The organism is Desemzia sp. AGC72, from assembly GCF_057334175.1.
The window spans coordinates 302,245-318,615 of sequence record NZ_JBHFIG010000021.1; the positions used below are offsets into that span (position 1 = coordinate 302,245).

Genomic DNA, 16,371 nt, shown 5'->3' on the forward strand with positions numbered 1-16,371 from the left:
TATGTTACAAACAACTAGACAAATCACATTAAACGGGTATTCAATGATCAATGACCAACCGGTAGTTAATTTAAACGCAACTATCCCGAGTGACACAGGTGTTGGCAACATAAATCAATACATTCAAAACGCTGCTTTGTATGATGCAAATAAAGCGCAAGTTAGACGGGACATCGCTGAGTTTACTGCAGCAGTTTATGAGATTGAAGATGAGATGGCTGCTGAAGTTTAACCAGAAGGTGTTGAATAAATTTCATATACAGTAACAAGTATTATCTTCTTAAAATCTCTCCATTTTTACCGATAATAAAATTGGAGGGATAAGATATGAGAGTAAAAGAAATGAAAAGAATAATAATAAGTGAAAGTGATGAAAAATTCATCGAGTATATAAGAGTTAATTTTGAAAGCAAAAGGACAGTTAATGTTTCAGATTATAGAAATAATTTAGACGTATTAAATAAATTAGATGATGACACACTAACTACTGGTATAGCAAGAATTGAAGCAATCGAGAGTCTTTTCTCTTCGATAAAAAGCCTGTCATTTATTTTTACTTTAATCGCCGCTATAGTCACTTACTATAAAGAATTAGCAAAAAGTATTTTTGGAGATAATGAGTTTTCAAATTTTCTACCTTTAGTTATAACTATAATAATTTTTTATTTTACGTGTTATTTTTATGTACGCGCTAGAGATAAAGTGGTTACTTGTGTTTTCTTTAAATCTTTACTAGTGCGTGCAAAAGAAATTAAAACGAAAAAAGAACATAGCAACTATTAGCAAACCAAAGAGTGACCAGAAATGGTCGCTCTTTTAATTTACAAAAAAGGAGAGTGAGAAATGGTAAATAGGAAATTAAAACAAGAATTAAAAAAAGCTTCCAATAAAAGACCAAGTGACTTTTTGGGTTCTTTGATCGCTATGGTCAGTATTTTATATGGAGAGTTTATTTTTAGAGTAGATGGATTTTTGATTGCTAATGCGGAACCTTATTTAAGCAAGTTGCCCGAAAATACTATTGGAATCTTACTTGTATTGATAGGAGTTCTAAAACTCATTGGTTTGGTTTTGCAATACAAACCATTAAAAAAAATCGGCATATGGCTTTTGAGTGGAATGTGGAGTGGTTTGTTTTTTGTTTCTTTGACGTACTCATTTGGCACAGGATATCCTCATCCGTCTTATATTTTTATGGGAATGATCGCAATAGGGTGTTTTAGGGTGTCACTTAAGGGGGATTATAGTGCATGAGTTGGGAAGTGCTAGTAGGTTTATTAATCGGAGGTGGAGGAGCAGGGACAATACTTTCTGCTTATTTTACACATAAAAGCAATAACCAGAATCATGAATTGAATTTATTGGATCGTGCTAGAGAAGAAATTGAGCGGTTGGACAATAAAATCAAAGAACTTGAAAAAGAAATCGATAAAAAAGATGAAGAGAACGATACGTTAAAAGAGATTATTCAAGATTTGAGAAATCAAATGAATGAATTAAAACTAACTATAAAAAAAGGGGAAAGTTAAAATGGAAAATATCATGAGTGAAGCGGTATCGGCAGCAGTCGGTATCGCTGTTTTTGTCGGGATTATTTTACAAGCAGTCAAACAATTGGAATCAGTCAACAATAAATACTTACCACTAATGTCAATTGTATTAGGTGTAGTCATCGGCATTGTATTTGCTATTGCATTTGAGTTTTCTGTTGCAGTTTATGCCATTGCTGGGTTCTTAGGTGGTGCCTCTGCCTCGGGTATTTATGACGGTTTAACATTAGCAAAAGGAGGAAAATGATCATGGTTAAAGTAATCAATAAGACCGTTACTGGAGGAGTTGCTGGAAGACGCTCCGGAAAACCTAGGGGAGCTATTATCCATAATGATTATGGCGCCATGACTCCGGAAGAATATATTGCTTGGTTGGCTAGGAGAAAAGCAGCTGGACAATTGAGTAAAGGTTTCGCTCATTATTACATCAATAGAGATCAAATTGCGAGAGTAGAAAACACTTATAACAAAGCTTGGCACGCTAGTAACCCAGAAGGTAACGCTTGGTATCTAGGGTACGAAGTGGTGGAAAGCTTTGGCAAAACAGTTACGGATGCTGAGTTTATTGAGAATGAAAACATGGTCTTTAAGCAAGTTGCTGAGGACTTCCATTTCTATGGATTAAAGCCGAATACAACGACTATCCGCTTACACAAACAATTTTCCAGCACGTCATGCCCACACAAATCTTGGGAATTACATGGACGTTCTAATGCTTCAGTTCAAAAATATTTTATTGATAAAGTGAAACACTATATGAATCTAGGAAAGACGGTGAATGAAATGATCAAAAAAGAAAGCGGAAAAAATATTATTATTACTGGTTATGGACACGTGGAAGATTTAGGATGGCAGCCAATGGACAAATTGACCCTTGGAACTACTGGCAAATCATTAAGGCTAGAAGCCTTTAACCTGGTAATCAAAGTGAACGGGAAAGAAGTTCTTCCAAAAGGAACGGTGCACATTCAAGACATCGGTGATGTAGCAGTGAATACGAACTTGTTCGGTACTATGGGTCTGACTAAACAATTGGAAGCAGTGAAACTGAATATTAATCCTGCTGTTGAATACCGTGTTCATCAACAAACAACAGGCTGGTCTGGATGGGTTAAGAACAATACTTGGTGTGGAGTAAAAGGTAAGAACAAACGCATTGAAGCTATTCAATTTAGAATCGTGTAATAATTAATAGATGAAGGGAAAGCCACTACCATATGTATGATCCTTCTAAAGTAGACGCTAAAAAAGTAAGCTACTTTAGAAGGTTTTTTAATTAACGATCATTTATTTAGGAATAAACTTAATTAACATAGCAATTGTGAAAAAAAATAAAGTAAAGCAAATGAAAATTAAACCTACAAAAAAATTTGCTTTGCTGTCATTCATAATTGGGAAAATAAGAATTATTATAGCGAGTACAAGAATAACTAATAAAAAAATAACACTTTTTTTTTGAAAATTATCTTTGGCATTCTGAATTTTTTGAGGTGTATCCAGTGATATATTAAAAACCAAACTAACTAAAGTAGAAAAAGAAGCCAGAAATATTACAAAGTATTCCAATATACTACTTTTTTCACTTAATAAGAGGATAGCGCTGATAGAAGCAAATAGCACAATAGGAAATTTAGTATAAAATTTCAAGTCATTTATACTTTCTTGTTGTTTTTTTTGCCTCTCAAGATTCTCTTGGTTTATTATCTTTTCATTTTTACGTTTTCTTAAAGTTTGTTTAGATATATTCAAATAATCATCCTTTCAAGTTAATTGTTTTTTATATCGTACCTATCAAAGTGATTTTTAAGTTAAAAAACCAATAACACAAAAAAAGTATTGTTTTGTGTTGTAAATTGTTCACACCTTTAATAAGTAAAAAGGGGTTACAATAAGTATGCAACACGATAATACATAAGGAGTGGAAGAATTGGATAAAAAGAAACTAGCTTTGGTCCTATTTAGTTTGGTTTTACTTGCAGGTTGTTCGCCTGACGAAAGCACAGGGTCAGGTGAGTCCTCGTTAGCTGCAGAAAGTTCTCTTCAGGAAAGCAAAGAACAGGCAGAAAGTAAAAAAGTTGAGGAAGAAGCTAAAGCCGAATCTGAATCGATAGCAAAAGAAGAGGAAGAAGAGAAACAGTTAGCTGAAGAAAAAGCTGAAATGCAGCAAAAAGTCGAAGAGACACAAGCATCAGTTCCATCGGTTCCAGCAGGTGAAGCTTACGTTGAAGTGAATGGTAACGTTCCGTTATTTACCAATGAAGACATTAGTTCTACGGAAGCATGGGAAGATTATGGTCAATTAGATAATCTTGGACGCGTAACAGCTGCTAATGCAGTATTAGGTGTTGAATTGATGCCAGCTGAAGAACGTGGAGATATTTCAGGTGTAGAACCTACTGGTTGGAACCAAGCAGAATATAGTGTTGTTTCTGGTGGTTGGTTATACAATCGTAGTCACTTGATTGGACATCAACTGACAGGTGAAGATGATAATGCAGAAAACCTTATGACAGGTACTCGCTATTTCAATACTGAAGGCATGTTACCATTCGAAAACTTCGTAGCGAATTACATAGAAGAAACAGAAAACCATGTTCGTTATCGTATAACTCCTCATTTTGAAGGAAACAACTTATTAGCTTCAGGTATTTATATGGAAGGATTCTCGATAGAAGATAACGGTGAAGGCTTATCATTCCATATCTATGTGCCGAATATTCAACCTGAAGTAGAAATTAATTACGCTACTGGTGAAAGTAAGTTTGATGAACCCGTCGTAGAGGAACCAGTTAAGAAAGAACCTGTTAAAAAAGAGGCTCCTAAAGAATCAGTAGTAGAAGAAACTCCAGCTCCTGCTCCATCAGGCGGAGATGTTAGTTCTGTTGACGCTAATGGAAATGGTAAAGTAACCATTCAAGAAGCTAAAGATGCTGGATTTTCGATGCCTCTATATAGTGATCATTGGTTATATCCATATATGGATGATCGTGATAATGATGGTATGGTCGGCGAATAAAAATGTAAAAACCTCTACAGTTATGTATAGGGGTTTTTATATTTTTAGAAAGATACAAAACAATCTATATAAAAAGAAAATAAAAAATGGTATAGTTAATGAAGGGTTTACATAGTGTTTTTCACAATTTAATTTAAGGAGAGATGATTTGAAAGAGGAATTTAGAGAATTTTACTACAAAGAAGAAATTGATTTTACGAAATTAGATGATTCTATTTTAGTTGTATTAGACACGAATGTTCTTTTACATATTTTTAGATTTTCTATTGAAAGCAGAAGAAAACTGATGAAGTCAGTAAAAAAAGTGGAAAATAATTTGTGGCTTCCGTATCATGTCGGTTTAGAATATAATTTACATAAAGTAGCCTTAGTAAATAAAATGAGAAAATCTAAGGAAAATATACAACAAGAAATAGATCAAGAAGTAGAAGTATTAAAAAATAGTGTATTTCGTATCTTAGATAACATTGGAATAAAAAGTATTGATGAAAAAGTTATTCGTAAAGCTATAAAAGACAATTTTGATAAAAAAACAAATGAGTTAATGACTGAATGGAAAAGGGCTGATCTTAGTAAAGAGTTTGCGCTAATAGGAAATGTAGTTGATGAAAGTGACAAAATGGGCGATATATTCCGTGGCAAAGTAGGCAAACAATTTACTCAAGATGAAATAGATGAGATTGAGAGAGATGGTGAAAAGAGATACGCTCTCAATTTCCCCCCCGGCTATAAGGATGGAAACAATAATAAGAAAGAACTAAGAAAATACGGAAATGTTACATACCATGAAAAATATAGTGATTTAATAATTTGGAAGCAAATTATTGACAGAGCCAAGGATGAAAAAATAAAAAAAGTAGTTTTTGTTACTGATGATGAAAAAGAGGATTGGCAATACATTTTTGAAGGAGAGAAAAAAGGCCCAAGAGCAGAGTTGAAAAAAGAACTTTTAGACGAAGCGAATGCTGACTTGTTTTTATTTAACACAAATAGTTTTCTGAAATTGGTAAATGATAACTCAGTAGATATAATAGACTTGGAGATGCCTTTTGAGTCGAGAATAAAAGCGACGGATGATATTTATAAAAAACAACTTAATGAATCTAATTTCTTCAGATCAAAAACTGATGATACTTTTTATAAGCTTAATAATGATGTCTACAATGTTAATGGTGCAGACTATGGAAGCTCAGAAAGTCTCAAAAACAATTTTGAAAATGAATATTTGATGTTAAAAAATAAAAAAATAAATTTAATCTCTGATATAGATAATTTAAAACGAAAATATTCAAGACTATTAAGAAGTATCCGTTCTATAAATCCAAAAGAAGTTTCGGGTATCACATCAATTGAACTTAATAATTTGTTAAATAAAGCACGAGATAATCGCAATAAACTTAATGAAGCTGATGCGGATCTTCGTAGAGGATACATAAATAGTGAAGTTATGTTATCAGCTTTAGAATACAAAGTGTTTAATATTCGAGAAGAGTACTATAGTCTTTACAACAAATTAATTGATTATACGGTCTAAATAATTCAATTGTTAATAAAAAAACTCCTAAGTTTACTAGCTGAGGAGTTTTTTTATGTGCTTTAAAATAAATTTTTAATAGATTTCAATCCAATTGATTCCATTTTTTAAAACTAACAAATTGAATATTTCTAACCTCATCAAAATTAACTTTAGTTTGTCCAACATAGATGCCCATTTCATCACCGCCTGATACCATACCTATAACATCATCATTGTAATGTCCATTCGCATTGACTTCTTCAACCTGAATCGCTACTTGTTTATTCTTTAACACCGCTTCATTAATAATCGATGTGATCTCATCCATATCCATCTGCGTTTTTTGATGATTCACTTTTTTGCGGTTAGCAGTCAACGATTCTTGCACAGCTGTATGTTCAGACAAGTAAAAACCTGCCCATTTCTTGATTCCTCGATCACGAAATTCATCATTTAAATCACTCATTTGATTCCCTCCATTCCGCCTGCATGTCCACCGATAAGAGAACTACGATCCAAAGCAGTAGCACCTTCCATCAAACTGCTGGCATGTACTAGCGATTGAAAGCCGTATTTTTCTCTTATTTTGTCGACCAACAGATCTAACTTTTCATTGGTAACTTGTTTCTCTGGATCCTCGAACAAATCTAATTGGATGTCACTGGTGTAAGTTAGTTTAGAATAGCCAATTCCGATGCTCCTTACAGCTGTATCATCCTCATAGTATTTATCAAACAGTTCAAAGCAATAGGCTACTAATTTTTTTGTATTTGAAGTACTCGGTATCTTCAGCTGACGAGAAAAGCCCGCGCTTTCTTCATGCTTGGAATAAGAGATAGAAAGACTAACACAGCCTGTTTTGCAATGATGTTTTCGGATACGAGTCGCTACTTGCTCTGCCATTTCACGTATGACAATTTTAATTTCCTGACGTTTATAATAATCACGTTTAAGAATCTGTGAATTTCCGTAACTCTTTTCTAAAGGACGATAGGAGTCACTGATGTCGCTGCGGTCAATTCCCCAAGCATTCGCATAGAGTTGTTCTCCGATAAGCCCCATTGATTCTCTCAACTTGTAAAAGTTAGCGTGCGCCAAATCTTGAACAGTTTTGATACCTAAATTGTTCAATCGAATCTCAGTCCGCTTGCCAATACCCCATAAGTCAGTTAGATTTTCTATTTTCCAAACTTTCTCCGGAACAGTTTCATAACGCCATTCTGCAATAAAGTCTTTATTATGTTTTGCTTCGTTATCTAAAGCAAGTTTAGCGAGAAGCATATTGTCTCCAATGCCAATGGTGACATAGAGACCCGTTTGTTTATAGATATGGTATTGAATCATTCTGGCCATTTCGTAGGCGCTTTTCCGTTTGAACAGTTTCAAGCTCGCACGCACAGAAATAAATGATTCATCGATGCTGTATATATGTAAATCTTCGTCAGAAACATACTTCCGGAAGATGTCATTGATTTCAGTATTCTTTTCGATGTAGTAATTCATCCGAGGAGGAACGATGATCAAATCAGGATGATAGGGTATTTCCCATTTACGAGTTACGTTTCGAATACCCAGCACTTGTTTAGCCATAGGGGAGGCCGCAAGAACAATTCCACCTGGTTTATCCGCATTACTCATAACGACCAGCATAGCTTTGAGCGGATGCAGTCCACGTTCCACGCACTCTACTGAAGCATAAAAGGATTTGACGTCAATACAAAAGATGTCCTCACTTTTTTCTTTTGAATAATCGAATGACATAATAACTCCTCCTTTTCTATTTCATTATACGAACGCTTGTTCGTAAAGTAAAGATAAAAGAATATAAAATAAACTCCCACTAAAGTGAGAGTAAAGGAGAAGTGTGCAGCTAAATATTTATCGGAGGGTATTCATTAGAAAGTTTTTGTCGCCAAATCAGAGATAAATCATAAAAACCTAAAGCATCGTCTAAATTGTCGAACCGAAATGAAGTTGGTTTCTTTATATATTTATTTTTGATGATGACGTGGTAACCAAAAAAGTTTTCAACCAGTTCAATTTGAACAGTGTTATCTCTAAATTTATAATGTGTTTTCTTCATCTAATCACTCCTTTTATTTTTAATGTACGCAAAGAAATGTATTTCATTTTTTTATTTTAAAAAAAAGGGGGCAAAAAAGGGGCAATTTTTGTATGTATGCTTAATTCAGCTGAGTAAATTTTTAAAATTGAAATCTATTAGAATCTTTATTTAATAGGGTTTTAAGCAAGTGTAGTTTAGTTAGGTTTAGTCATACTATAAAGATGCAGTTAAATAATCTGTACTTAAAAACCCCTGATACGTCAGGGGTTTTTGTCATGTATAAGGTGATCTAATTTTGAAAAGGGGCAAAAAAGGGCAGAATTTATAAACCATTCGATTCTAGCTGTTCAATGATGTTAGATTTCATCGAACTGGTTAGGCGAGTGTAAATTCTATTAGTGATTTCTCCGGCCTCATGACCGACTCTATCCATGATAGCTTTCAAGGGTACGTTCTTTTCGGCTAAAAATGAGATGTGAGAGTGTCTTAAGATATATGAGTATGGAAATCCTTATCTTCTAGAACAACGCGCTCACCGGCTCTTTTTAGCGCTATATTAAAGGAGTTGTTCTACATAGGTGTTCTGTTCTTGCATGCACATATAGAAATACACCTTCGTTATAGTTTAGAAAACAGCGAATGTAAGTAATTATATATATGAGTAGTATCAACATTTTGATTGATTAATACAAACCTATCGCAAATCAAGTGCATACGAAAAAAGAATACCAAAAACTGTAAGAAAATATCATAGTTAAAACAAACAAAAGCCTCTAACGTAATTGTTAGAGGCTCTTGTCGTTACTCATCTTCAAATAATTCATCCATCAAAGCTTCGATCTCAGCTCGTAGCTTCTCGGTTCCAGCTTTGTCAATGGTAACTGACTCTCCGTCAAAAATCAGCATATCGCCAACTTCAGCGTCTACCGGCAACTCATTTCTAGGAATATCGCGCATTTCATCGTCGAACTCTACAACAGCCAAGTTATCTTCAAAACGATCAATGATTCCTTTTTCCATTTATTTCACCGTCTTTACTGTTATGTTTGAACCATTAGAAGTGAAAATGACATTACCAGATTTATCCGTACGATAAACGGTAGATTTCACTTTTTTTAAACGATTTAAAACATCAGAAGTAGGGTGATTGTATCCATTTTTACCTACAGATATGACGGAGTATGTAGGTTTTGCTTTATCTAAAAATTTAGCAGAAGTAGAGTATTTAGAACCATGATGAGCAACCTTTAAAACATCTACTTTAGAAATTAATTTTTTAGCTAACAGATCATTTTCAGATTTTGTTTCAGCATCTCCTGTAAATAAGAATGATTTTTTATTGTGTTTCAAATGCAAAACAGCACTCCAGTTGTTTAGATCACTTTTGGCATACGTCTTAACCGGACCTAGGAACTTCAAAGTGATGTCTTTTGCTTTTGTTGGTATCTCCAGACCTTGTTTAACAGTAGTTATTTTTAATTTTTTGTTTTTGACAGCTGTTAGAAAGTCTTTATACGCTTGGGTAGTATGGCTGACATTCGGAGCATACACTTTACCAACTTTCATATTTTTAATGACATGAGCTAAACCGCCAACATGATCTGCATCGGGATGAGTTGACACGACAGCAGTCAGAGAAGTAACTTTATTTTTTTTCAAATAGTTAATAACATCCGGACCCTTACCTTTCCCTCCGCCATCAATCAAAATGTTCTCATTTGGTGTTTGGACCAATACAGCATCTCCTTGACCAACGTTTAAAAAATGAACTTTAACAGAGCTTGCTGCATCAACATCTCTAACGCCTATAAAAAATAGAGCAAACAACAAAACAAGAGAGAAAACTTTAAGTTTCTTCATACTTTTCAACCTCCAATACTATGATATATACCAAAATGATATTATTTCCCTCTGAGTATACTTCATTTTGCGAGGTTCGTATATACGCAAACAAATGGATTTTCGTTTTTTTATTCGAAAAAATAACGAAAATTATGTGCAAAAGTAAATCAGCAAGAGAAATCATAGAGCTTAACTTGCTTACATGAGATAGTACAATCAAAAAGGGCGTTTTTACATGTGCCTGTAAAATCACTTTTATTAAATAGATCTATATAGTTCGATAGCTGTTTTTCCGTTTCAAACTGTGTTAAACTGGGAACTAATAAAATTGTGCAGTATTGTGAAAGAGGTTTTTGTGATGTCATATGGAGAAAAAATGATACAAGCTTTAAAAAATGGAAATTTAGAAGAATCTAATCAATTATTTGCTCAAGCTTTGAAAAACGATTCGGATGAAGAATTGTATCTCTTGAGCGATAGTTTATATGAATTAGGTTTTATTGAAGAGACCAAAGCAATCAATTTGCAGTTATTAGAATCCTATCCGGAAAATGATGAACTGAAAGTCGGTTTGGCGGAGATTGCTATTGAATCAGGCGATATGGAGTCGGCGATGGATTGGTTAGCGAAAGTTGAAGAGATAAGCGATGCCTATCCTCAAGCGTTGCTGGTGTCGGCTGATCTGTATTATGTGCAAGGATTGTATGAAGTCAGCGAACAAAAATTGCTTCAAGCTAAAGAAGTAGTCGGTGACGAACCGGCTGTTATTTTCGCTTTGGCGGAATTGCACTTTTCGATGGGTAAATACGCTCAAGCAATCAAAGGCTATGAAGATTTGATGGTCCAAGGGTATGATGAATTATCCGGCATCAATTTGTCAGCAAGATGCGGTGGAGCTTACAGTGCTCTAGGCGATTTTGAAGAAGCTATCAATTACTTGAAGCAAAGTTTGGAAGAAAGCGAACATGTAGACACGTTATTCCAATTAGGATTTACGTACATGCAGCAAAAAGAATACCAAAGAGCAAATGAATCTTTCTTCAAATTAAAAGAATTAGATCCTAGCTACACTTCTGTGTATCCTTATTTGGCTAAAGGACTGGAAGAAGAGTTACGTTTGGATAAAGCTCAAGAAGTAATCCAAGAAGGTTTGCAATATGATGAATTCAATCCTGAACTGTATGTTCAAGGAGCGAATATTTATCTTAAATTAGAAAATGAAGAAGCGGCAGAAGGTTACTACCAAAAAGCGATTGAACTAGACCCGGACAACGCAACTTATTTATTGGCGTATACTAATTTGCTGAACAAACAAGAACGTTTTTCTGAGACTGTTGAACTCATTCAGCACGCATTAACTGACGATGAAGTGGATCCGCAATTTTACTGGAACTTGGCGATTGCCAATGAAGGTTTAGAAGAATTTGAAGCAGCGGGCAATGCTTTTTCTAAAGCTTACCCTTCCTTCAGAGACAATGCTTCTTTCTTAAAGAATTATATTTCTTATTTGAGAGAAGAAGGCAATCGCGTGTTTATTAAAGAAGTATTAAGCGATTATTTGCGTGTTGAACCAAGTGATGAAGAAATGTTGAGTTTCTATGAAGCAATAAATGGCAACTATTAATATACTGGGGTATAATAAGCTAAAGGGAGTATAAGGGGGTTTTCCTATGAACATCCAAGTTTCTTTAGAAGAAAAAAAATCCTTCATTGGCTGGTTTTTAGATCGGCATCAACTAAAAAGAAGAGAATCTATGTGGATTTTGAATTACTTGTTGAATCACGATATTGTGTTGAACAAGGTTCATTTTGTTGAGGATGTGGAAACTACTCCTAGAGGGATTATGATGTCGACTGTCGGAATGGACAATGAACCTTTTTTGTTTTACAAAGACGGAAAGTCTTTTAGTGACCCTGAGCAAGCTTTTCATGAAGTCAGACTCAATTGGCATGAAGATATGTATCTCGAATTGGTGTTTAGAGAACCCTGGAAAACAGAAGAATATTTAGCTATATTAGAAGACAACCCTTATCACAGATGGAACGATACGATTCCCAAAGATGTAAAAACGGAAGTTGAACATGCCATTATCAGTCTAACTTTAAGCGAAAAGAAACAAGTGATGTTGAAATTGATCGATGAAGCATTAGAGTCTGGAAACCGTCAAGAATTTATTGAATTTTCTACTAAGCTGAAAGAAATCGATAAAGAATTATTGAACCATCAAAAGAAAACCAGTTTATAACAAGTCAAAAAAGGTGCCGATTCTCGAATAAAGAGTCGGCACCTTTTTGGTCATTATTTTTTTGCTTTCAGTAATCGATTCTTTGGTTTAGGGTCATAAGAGAACCCTTCTCCCAGTACTTCATGAACTGACAGAATGGAGATAAAAGCATTTGGGTCGGTTTGATTGATGATGTTTTTGGCCAATACGATTTCATGGGCTCCCATCACGCAATACAAAATATTTTTTTCCTCTTTTGAATATGCGCCTTCTGCTTTGATGTAAGTTACGCCGCGATTTAATTCAGCCAAGAGATTACCTGCAATAGCGTCGCTCTTATCGGATATGACCAATATACCTCGACCGGAATAAGACCCATCTTGGATGAAATCTACCATTCGAGTGAAAACGAATGAATTCAATAGGGTGTACATCATATGCGGCAAATCAATGTATGTTAAAGACAACACTAAAACAAAAACATCAAAAGCCAATAAGGTTTTTCCCATTGCAATACCATATTTTTTTTCTGCAATACGGGCAATGATATCAGAACCTCCAGTAGTTCCACCTGCACGGTAAATCAATCCGCTGCCGATACCGCCGCCTAATCCGGCAAGTAAAGCTGCGATCAGGAGGTCATCACCAATTGGAATCGTTACTGGAACCCGTTGCCAGACGTCTAAGAAAAACGACAACATAATTGTCCCGTAAAGAGTATAAACTAACGATTGGTTGCCTAACAATTTCCATCCTATCAAAATCATAGGAATATTTAAAATCAAGGTAGAATAAGCCGGGTTGATTCCGAATAAACTATTCAGAATCAATGTGATTCCTGTAAAACCGCCTTCTGCCAAATCATTTGCGATGTTGATATTGACTAAACTAAAACCAAACAAAGCACAACCGAAAGTGATCAGAAGAATATTTTTTACTATATGTAATTTGCTTGTCTGCATTTCATCATTCCTTATTTCTGAAATCCTGTCTAATCTATTCTGTATTAAAAATAAATCAAATTTTCAGTTTATTTTTTTGACACTTCTAAAATAATACCTTCTTTTTTTACAAGAAGCAATAAGTCTTGAAAAGTGTCTTTGCGGATGAAAAACAAAACATAAAAAAGCGAGCTCAAAATGAGAGTTTGAGTTCGCTTTATGTAAGAAATCAATAGGTAGCCAGCTGTTTTTGCAACCTTTGTATAAGTAAAGCTACATTAGTCTTTTGCCAAGGATGTTTTGCGATCCATTTGTTGACTTGATAAACATCTTTTTTTCTTTGAGCATGATCGTGATACTTGATCACCATCTTATAATAAATAAATCTATTTTTGAATGTAATACTGGCAATATCTGACGAGGGGATAACATAAATATCTTCCGGAACCAACTTTCCCCAAAATGATAACGGCAGTACGATTATTTCTTTTTCATTATTAAAAGTCAAATATTGGACTTTCACTTTAGTGGCTCTTGCCATTGGAGACAACAAACTTCCTTTGGGTTGCAGGGTCCCCATGACGGTTTGTCCGATAGCTGCTTGGAAACCTTTATCTGATAATGCCGACACTACTACTTCTTCTTCCATACTGTTCCTCCTCAATAAATAAAAATGTTTATTTATTATATAATGAAACGAGTTTAGAAGCTACTGAGTACTTTTACTAAAGACACAAGAGAAATCCGTTAACTTCTTGATTTTTCTGTTAATAAAAGAGAAAATAGACTAGTATGAAAATGTAGAGGTTTGTTATTTTAAATAAAGCGAAGCTGTTAATAAAAAACATAGTATAATTAGTGAAAAAATTAGTTTAAATACTGACAGAATCGAGGAAAAAGAAATGGAAAAAAGTCTCTCAGCTATGCAAAAAGAAGTAGATGATTACATCCAACAATTTAAGACAGGGTATTTTTCTCCATTAGGCCAGTTGGCAAGACTTACAGAAGAAGTGGGAGAATTGGCTAGAGAAATCAATCACTACTACGGTGAAAAGCAAAAGAAACCTTCTGAAGAAACTAAAGAAGTAAAAGAAGAAATCGGTGATACGTTGTTTGTATTAATCTCGTTAGCCAACTCTTTGGATATCGATTTAACGAAATCATTTGATACGATCATGAAAAAATTTAATGAGCGAGACGCAAATCGTTTTGAAAGGAAAGAATAACATGATAAAAATAATCGTTGCTGGTTTTAAAGGGAAAATGGGAAGCACGGCGACCAAAATGGTCTTAGATACGGCAGATTTTGAATTGGTTGGCGTATTGGATCCTCATGCTGAAGAAAGCAATTTAAATGAATTAAGCGAGTATGGGGCAGCAGATGTTCCTGTGTTCCATCATAAAGAAGAAGTGACAGAACATACTTCAGCAGATGTGTGGATCGATTTTACGATTCCTGAGGTGGCATTTGAAAATACTCAGTTTGCTTTAGAAAACAAAATACGACCTGTGGTGGGTACTACTGGTTTAGATGAAGATAAGATCAAGAAGCTGCAAGAACTAGCAGCTGAGCAGCGTACAGGCGGGTTGATTGCGCCTAATTTCGCTATTGGCGCTATCTTGATGATGCAATTTGCAGCACAAGCGGCGAAATACTTGCCGGATGTTGAAATCATTGAGTTGCATCACGATAACAAATTGGATGCTCCAAGTGGTACAGCAATCAAAACGGCTGAAATGATCGTGGAAGAAAGAGGAGCTCGTCGACAAGGCCACCCCCAAGAAAAGGAAAGTCTTGAAGGAGCACGCGGAGCGGATTATCAAGGAATAAAAATCCACAGTGTCCGACTTCCCGGGTTAGTGGCACATCAACAAGTCCAATTCGGAAGTAAAGGTGAAGGCTTGACGATCCGTCACGATTCTTATGATCGCTCTTCATTCATGACAGGTGTAGCATTAGCGTGTAATAAAGTAATGGACAACGAAGAATTAATTTATGGATTGGAAAACCTGCTATGAAATTATTGAATAACACTTTTTTACAAGCTTTACCTTTGATTCAGCAGATCGAAGCGGCAGGATTTGAAGCCTATTTTGTTGGAGGCAGTGTCAGGGATGCTTTGCTGGGAAAAGAAATCAATGATGTAGATATCGCGACTAGCGCTTTTCCTGCCGAAATCAAACAAATTTTCCCTAAAACGATTGATGTGGGAATAGAACATGGGACTGTCATGGTGTTATGGGAAGGTGAATCCTACGAAATCACGACCTTTAGAACAGAGTCTGCTTATCAGGATTTTAGACGTCCTGATAAGGTCGAATTTGTACGCTCTCTAGAAGAAGATTTAAAGAGAAGAGACTTTACCGTTAATGCTCTAGCTATGGATAAAACAGGGCGCATCATGGATTACTTCAATGGACAAGAGGATTTGAAAAATGGATTGATAAAAGCTGTCGGTTCTCCTCAAGAACGATTCCATGAGGATGCTTTACGCATGATGAGAGCCGTTCGTTTTGTAAGCCAATTAGGATTCACGATGGAGATCAATACTCAAAAAGCCATCACGCAGCACCAGGCGTTATTAGAAAAGATTTCGGTAGAACGAATCGCTATAGAGTTCATGAAATTGCTGCAAGGAAAAGGACACAGCAAGGGGCTCTTGTTATTTATGGAAACAGGATTGTATCAGTATTGTCCTGGGTTAGCTGCTTATCGATCTGAATTGCTGCAATTTGCTCAATTCGAAGGAGAATTAACGACTCGTTTGTCTGCATGGACGATGCTGATCTATCACTTGGGCATCCCAACGACGGAAGTCACTTCCTTTTTGAAAAGCTGGAAATGTTCGAATAAGGAAATGCAGACGGTTCTGCTAGCCGTTGAAACACTTAGGGCTAGAATAGACCATTCTTTTACTGCTTTAGAACTATACCGTTCCGGTCTAGACATTGCGCTGGAAGTAGAAGATATGATGGCTAAGCTGCAGCTGCCTGCTGACAGAGAATCTGTTAAATCTCGTTATGAGCAGTTAGCAATCAAAAGTAAGAAAGACATAGAAATTACCGGAAATGATATTTTAACAGGTTTAGCGGCTAAACCTGGAAAATGGCTTGGCGAATTATTGGATGAGATTGAACGGTTGGTCGTCGATGGAGAGTTGGAAAATAAGAACGAGACTATTCTAGCTTGGATAAAAAATAACCATAAATAAGGAG

General features: G+C 35.3%; 22 protein-coding genes. 13 read left to right on the forward strand and 9 right to left on the reverse strand.

Going from position 1 to position 16,371, the window contains the following annotated elements; genetic code table 11:
* Position 1: 1 nt before the first annotated feature.
* From ACE025_RS10470 to ACE025_RS10495, 6 genes are all read left to right on the forward strand, one after another.
* On the forward strand, positions 2-232 hold the full coding sequence (locus ACE025_RS10470) for a hypothetical protein (RefSeq protein WP_485939619.1): 231 nt from the start codon (positions 2-4) through the stop codon (positions 230-232).
* 95 nt (positions 233-327) lie between these two features.
* Positions 328-783, forward strand: coding sequence for a hypothetical protein (locus tag ACE025_RS10475; protein ID WP_485939620.1), 456 nt, complete (start codon positions 328-330; stop codon positions 781-783).
* Between the two features lie 60 nt (positions 784-843).
* Positions 844-1,254: a hypothetical protein gene (locus ACE025_RS10480; RefSeq protein WP_485939621.1), complete on the forward strand. Its 411-nt coding sequence runs from the start codon at positions 844-846 to the stop codon at positions 1,252-1,254.
* Positions 1,251-1,529, forward strand: coding sequence for a hypothetical protein (locus ACE025_RS10485; protein ID WP_485939622.1), 279 nt, complete (start codon positions 1,251-1,253; stop codon positions 1,527-1,529). Before ACE025_RS10480 ends, ACE025_RS10485 begins: the two co-directional genes overlap by 4 nt.
* A 1-nt stretch (position 1,530) precedes the next feature.
* The gene (locus tag ACE025_RS10490) at positions 1,531-1,797 is read left to right on the forward strand and encodes a holin (RefSeq protein WP_485939623.1); all 267 of its coding nucleotides are present in this window, start codon (positions 1,531-1,533) and stop codon (positions 1,795-1,797) included.
* Positions 1,798-1,799: 2 nt separating this feature from the next.
* Positions 1,800-2,735, forward strand: a complete 936-nt coding sequence (locus ACE025_RS10495; protein WP_485939624.1) for an N-acetylmuramoyl-L-alanine amidase — start codon at positions 1,800-1,802, stop codon at positions 2,733-2,735.
* Between the two features lie 102 nt (positions 2,736-2,837).
* Here the strand turns inward: ACE025_RS10495 and ACE025_RS10500 are convergent, their stop codons facing one another.
* The gene (locus ACE025_RS10500) at positions 2,838-3,299 is read right to left on the reverse strand and encodes a hypothetical protein (protein WP_485939625.1); all 462 of its coding nucleotides are present in this window, start codon (positions 3,297-3,299) and stop codon (positions 2,838-2,840) included.
* Between the two features lie 178 nt (positions 3,300-3,477).
* Here ACE025_RS10500 and ACE025_RS10505 point away from each other — a divergent pair, with 178 nt between their 5' ends.
* Both ACE025_RS10505 and ACE025_RS10510 read left to right on the forward strand, forming a co-directional pair.
* Positions 3,478-4,566: a DNA/RNA non-specific endonuclease gene (locus tag ACE025_RS10505; protein ID WP_485939626.1), complete on the forward strand. Its 1,089-nt coding sequence runs from the start codon at positions 3,478-3,480 to the stop codon at positions 4,564-4,566.
* A 148-nt stretch (positions 4,567-4,714) separates the two neighbouring features.
* Complete coding sequence (locus tag ACE025_RS10510) at positions 4,715-6,100, forward strand: PIN-like domain-containing protein (RefSeq protein WP_485939627.1); 1,386 nt, start codon at positions 4,715-4,717, stop codon at positions 6,098-6,100.
* 85 nt (positions 6,101-6,185) lie between these two features.
* Here the strand turns inward: ACE025_RS10510 and ACE025_RS10515 are convergent, their stop codons facing one another.
* The 6 genes from ACE025_RS10515 to ACE025_RS10540 all read right to left on the reverse strand — a co-directional run bounded on the left by ACE025_RS10515 (position 6,186) and on the right by ACE025_RS10540 (position 10,007).
* Complete coding sequence (locus ACE025_RS10515; protein ID WP_485939628.1) at positions 6,186-6,548, reverse strand: hypothetical protein; 363 nt, start codon at positions 6,546-6,548, stop codon at positions 6,186-6,188.
* Positions 6,545-7,843: a Y-family DNA polymerase gene (locus ACE025_RS10520; protein WP_485939629.1), complete on the reverse strand. Its 1,299-nt coding sequence runs from the start codon at positions 7,841-7,843 to the stop codon at positions 6,545-6,547. Before ACE025_RS10520 ends, ACE025_RS10515 begins: the two co-directional genes overlap by 4 nt.
* Positions 7,844-7,952: 109 nt before the next feature.
* Entirely contained in the window at positions 7,953-8,165 is a 213-nt protein-coding gene (locus ACE025_RS10525) for a hypothetical protein (RefSeq protein ID WP_485939630.1), read from the reverse strand.
* A 304-nt stretch (positions 8,166-8,469) separates the two neighbouring features.
* Complete coding sequence (locus ACE025_RS10530) at positions 8,470-8,592, reverse strand: hypothetical protein (protein WP_485939631.1); 123 nt, start codon at positions 8,590-8,592, stop codon at positions 8,470-8,472.
* 356 nt (positions 8,593-8,948) lie between these two features.
* Positions 8,949-9,167 (reverse strand): DUF3006 domain-containing protein, encoded by a 219-nt coding sequence (locus tag ACE025_RS10535; RefSeq protein ID WP_485939632.1) that lies wholly within the window; start codon positions 9,165-9,167, stop codon positions 8,949-8,951.
* The gene (locus ACE025_RS10540; protein WP_485939633.1) at positions 9,168-10,007 is read right to left on the reverse strand and encodes a ComEC/Rec2 family competence protein; all 840 of its coding nucleotides are present in this window, start codon (positions 10,005-10,007) and stop codon (positions 9,168-9,170) included. It lies immediately after the preceding gene.
* 340 nt (positions 10,008-10,347) lie between these two features.
* Here ACE025_RS10540 and ACE025_RS10545 point away from each other — a divergent pair, with 340 nt between their 5' ends.
* Positions 10,348-11,613, forward strand: a complete 1,266-nt coding sequence (locus ACE025_RS10545) for a tetratricopeptide repeat protein (RefSeq protein WP_485939634.1) — start codon at positions 10,348-10,350, stop codon at positions 11,611-11,613.
* 46 nt (positions 11,614-11,659) lie between these two features.
* Positions 11,660-12,235: a ReoY family proteolytic degradation factor gene (locus tag ACE025_RS10550; protein WP_485939635.1), complete on the forward strand. Its 576-nt coding sequence runs from the start codon at positions 11,660-11,662 to the stop codon at positions 12,233-12,235.
* Positions 12,236-12,288: 53 nt separating this feature from the next.
* Here the strand turns inward: ACE025_RS10550 and ACE025_RS10555 are convergent, their stop codons facing one another.
* Complete coding sequence (locus ACE025_RS10555; protein ID WP_485939636.1) at positions 12,289-13,176, reverse strand: YitT family protein; 888 nt, start codon at positions 13,174-13,176, stop codon at positions 12,289-12,291.
* Positions 13,177-13,384: 208 nt separating this feature from the next.
* Positions 13,385-13,804 (reverse strand): hypothetical protein, encoded by a 420-nt coding sequence (locus tag ACE025_RS10560; protein WP_485939637.1) that lies wholly within the window; start codon positions 13,802-13,804, stop codon positions 13,385-13,387.
* 253 nt (positions 13,805-14,057) lie between these two features.
* Here ACE025_RS10560 and ACE025_RS10565 point away from each other — a divergent pair, with 253 nt between their 5' ends.
* Genes ACE025_RS10565 through ACE025_RS10575 form a run of 3 tightly spaced genes read left to right on the forward strand, consistent with a single transcriptional unit; the run spans position 14,058 to position 16,367 of the window.
* Positions 14,058-14,381 (forward strand): nucleotide pyrophosphohydrolase, encoded by a 324-nt coding sequence (locus tag ACE025_RS10565; protein ID WP_485939638.1) that lies wholly within the window; start codon positions 14,058-14,060, stop codon positions 14,379-14,381.
* A 1-nt stretch (position 14,382) separates the two neighbouring features.
* On the forward strand, positions 14,383-15,174 hold the full coding sequence (dapB, locus tag ACE025_RS10570; protein WP_485939639.1) for a 4-hydroxy-tetrahydrodipicolinate reductase: 792 nt from the start codon (positions 14,383-14,385) through the stop codon (positions 15,172-15,174).
* On the forward strand, positions 15,171-16,367 hold the full coding sequence (locus ACE025_RS10575) for a CCA tRNA nucleotidyltransferase (protein ID WP_485939640.1): 1,197 nt from the start codon (positions 15,171-15,173) through the stop codon (positions 16,365-16,367). Before dapB ends, ACE025_RS10575 begins: the two co-directional genes overlap by 4 nt.
* The last annotated feature ends 4 nt before the right edge of the window (positions 16,368-16,371 follow it).

What these genes read in the sequence shown, in the direction of transcription:
- ACE025_RS10470 (WP_485939619.1), top strand. Translation starts at nt 2, where the DNA reads ATGTTACAAACAACTAGACAAATCACATTAAACGGGTATTCAATGATC.
- ACE025_RS10475 (WP_485939620.1), top strand. Translation starts at nt 328, where the DNA reads ATGAGAGTAAAAGAAATGAAAAGAATAATAATAAGTGAAAGTGATGAA.
- ACE025_RS10480 (WP_485939621.1), top strand. Translation starts at nt 844, where the DNA reads ATGGTAAATAGGAAATTAAAACAAGAATTAAAAAAAGCTTCCAATAAA.
- ACE025_RS10485 (WP_485939622.1), top strand. Translation starts at nt 1,251, where the DNA reads ATGAGTTGGGAAGTGCTAGTAGGTTTATTAATCGGAGGTGGAGGAGCA.
- ACE025_RS10490 (WP_485939623.1), top strand. Translation starts at nt 1,531, where the DNA reads ATGGAAAATATCATGAGTGAAGCGGTATCGGCAGCAGTCGGTATCGCT.
- ACE025_RS10495 (WP_485939624.1), top strand. Translation starts at nt 1,800, where the DNA reads ATGGTTAAAGTAATCAATAAGACCGTTACTGGAGGAGTTGCTGGAAGA.
- ACE025_RS10515 (WP_485939628.1), bottom strand. Translation starts at nt 6,548, where the DNA reads ATGAGTGATTTAAATGATGAATTTCGTGATCGAGGAATCAAGAAATGG.
- ACE025_RS10520 (WP_485939629.1), bottom strand. Translation starts at nt 7,843, where the DNA reads ATGTCATTCGATTATTCAAAAGAAAAAAGTGAGGACATCTTTTGTATT.
- ACE025_RS10525 (WP_485939630.1), bottom strand. Translation starts at nt 8,165, where the DNA reads ATGAAGAAAACACATTATAAATTTAGAGATAACACTGTTCAAATTGAA.
- ACE025_RS10535 (WP_485939632.1), bottom strand. Translation starts at nt 9,167, where the DNA reads ATGGAAAAAGGAATCATTGATCGTTTTGAAGATAACTTGGCTGTTGTA.
- ACE025_RS10540 (WP_485939633.1), bottom strand. Translation starts at nt 10,007, where the DNA reads ATGAAGAAACTTAAAGTTTTCTCTCTTGTTTTGTTGTTTGCTCTATTT.
- ACE025_RS10545 (WP_485939634.1), top strand. Translation starts at nt 10,348, where the DNA reads ATGTCATATGGAGAAAAAATGATACAAGCTTTAAAAAATGGAAATTTA.
- ACE025_RS10550 (WP_485939635.1), top strand. Translation starts at nt 11,660, where the DNA reads ATGAACATCCAAGTTTCTTTAGAAGAAAAAAAATCCTTCATTGGCTGG.
- ACE025_RS10555 (WP_485939636.1), bottom strand. Translation starts at nt 13,176, where the DNA reads ATGCAGACAAGCAAATTACATATAGTAAAAAATATTCTTCTGATCACT.
- ACE025_RS10560 (WP_485939637.1), bottom strand. Translation starts at nt 13,804, where the DNA reads ATGGAAGAAGAAGTAGTAGTGTCGGCATTATCAGATAAAGGTTTCCAA.
- ACE025_RS10565 (WP_485939638.1), top strand. Translation starts at nt 14,058, where the DNA reads ATGGAAAAAAGTCTCTCAGCTATGCAAAAAGAAGTAGATGATTACATC.
- dapB (WP_485939639.1), top strand. Translation starts at nt 14,383, where the DNA reads ATGATAAAAATAATCGTTGCTGGTTTTAAAGGGAAAATGGGAAGCACG.
- ACE025_RS10575 (WP_485939640.1), top strand. Translation starts at nt 15,171, where the DNA reads ATGAAATTATTGAATAACACTTTTTTACAAGCTTTACCTTTGATTCAG.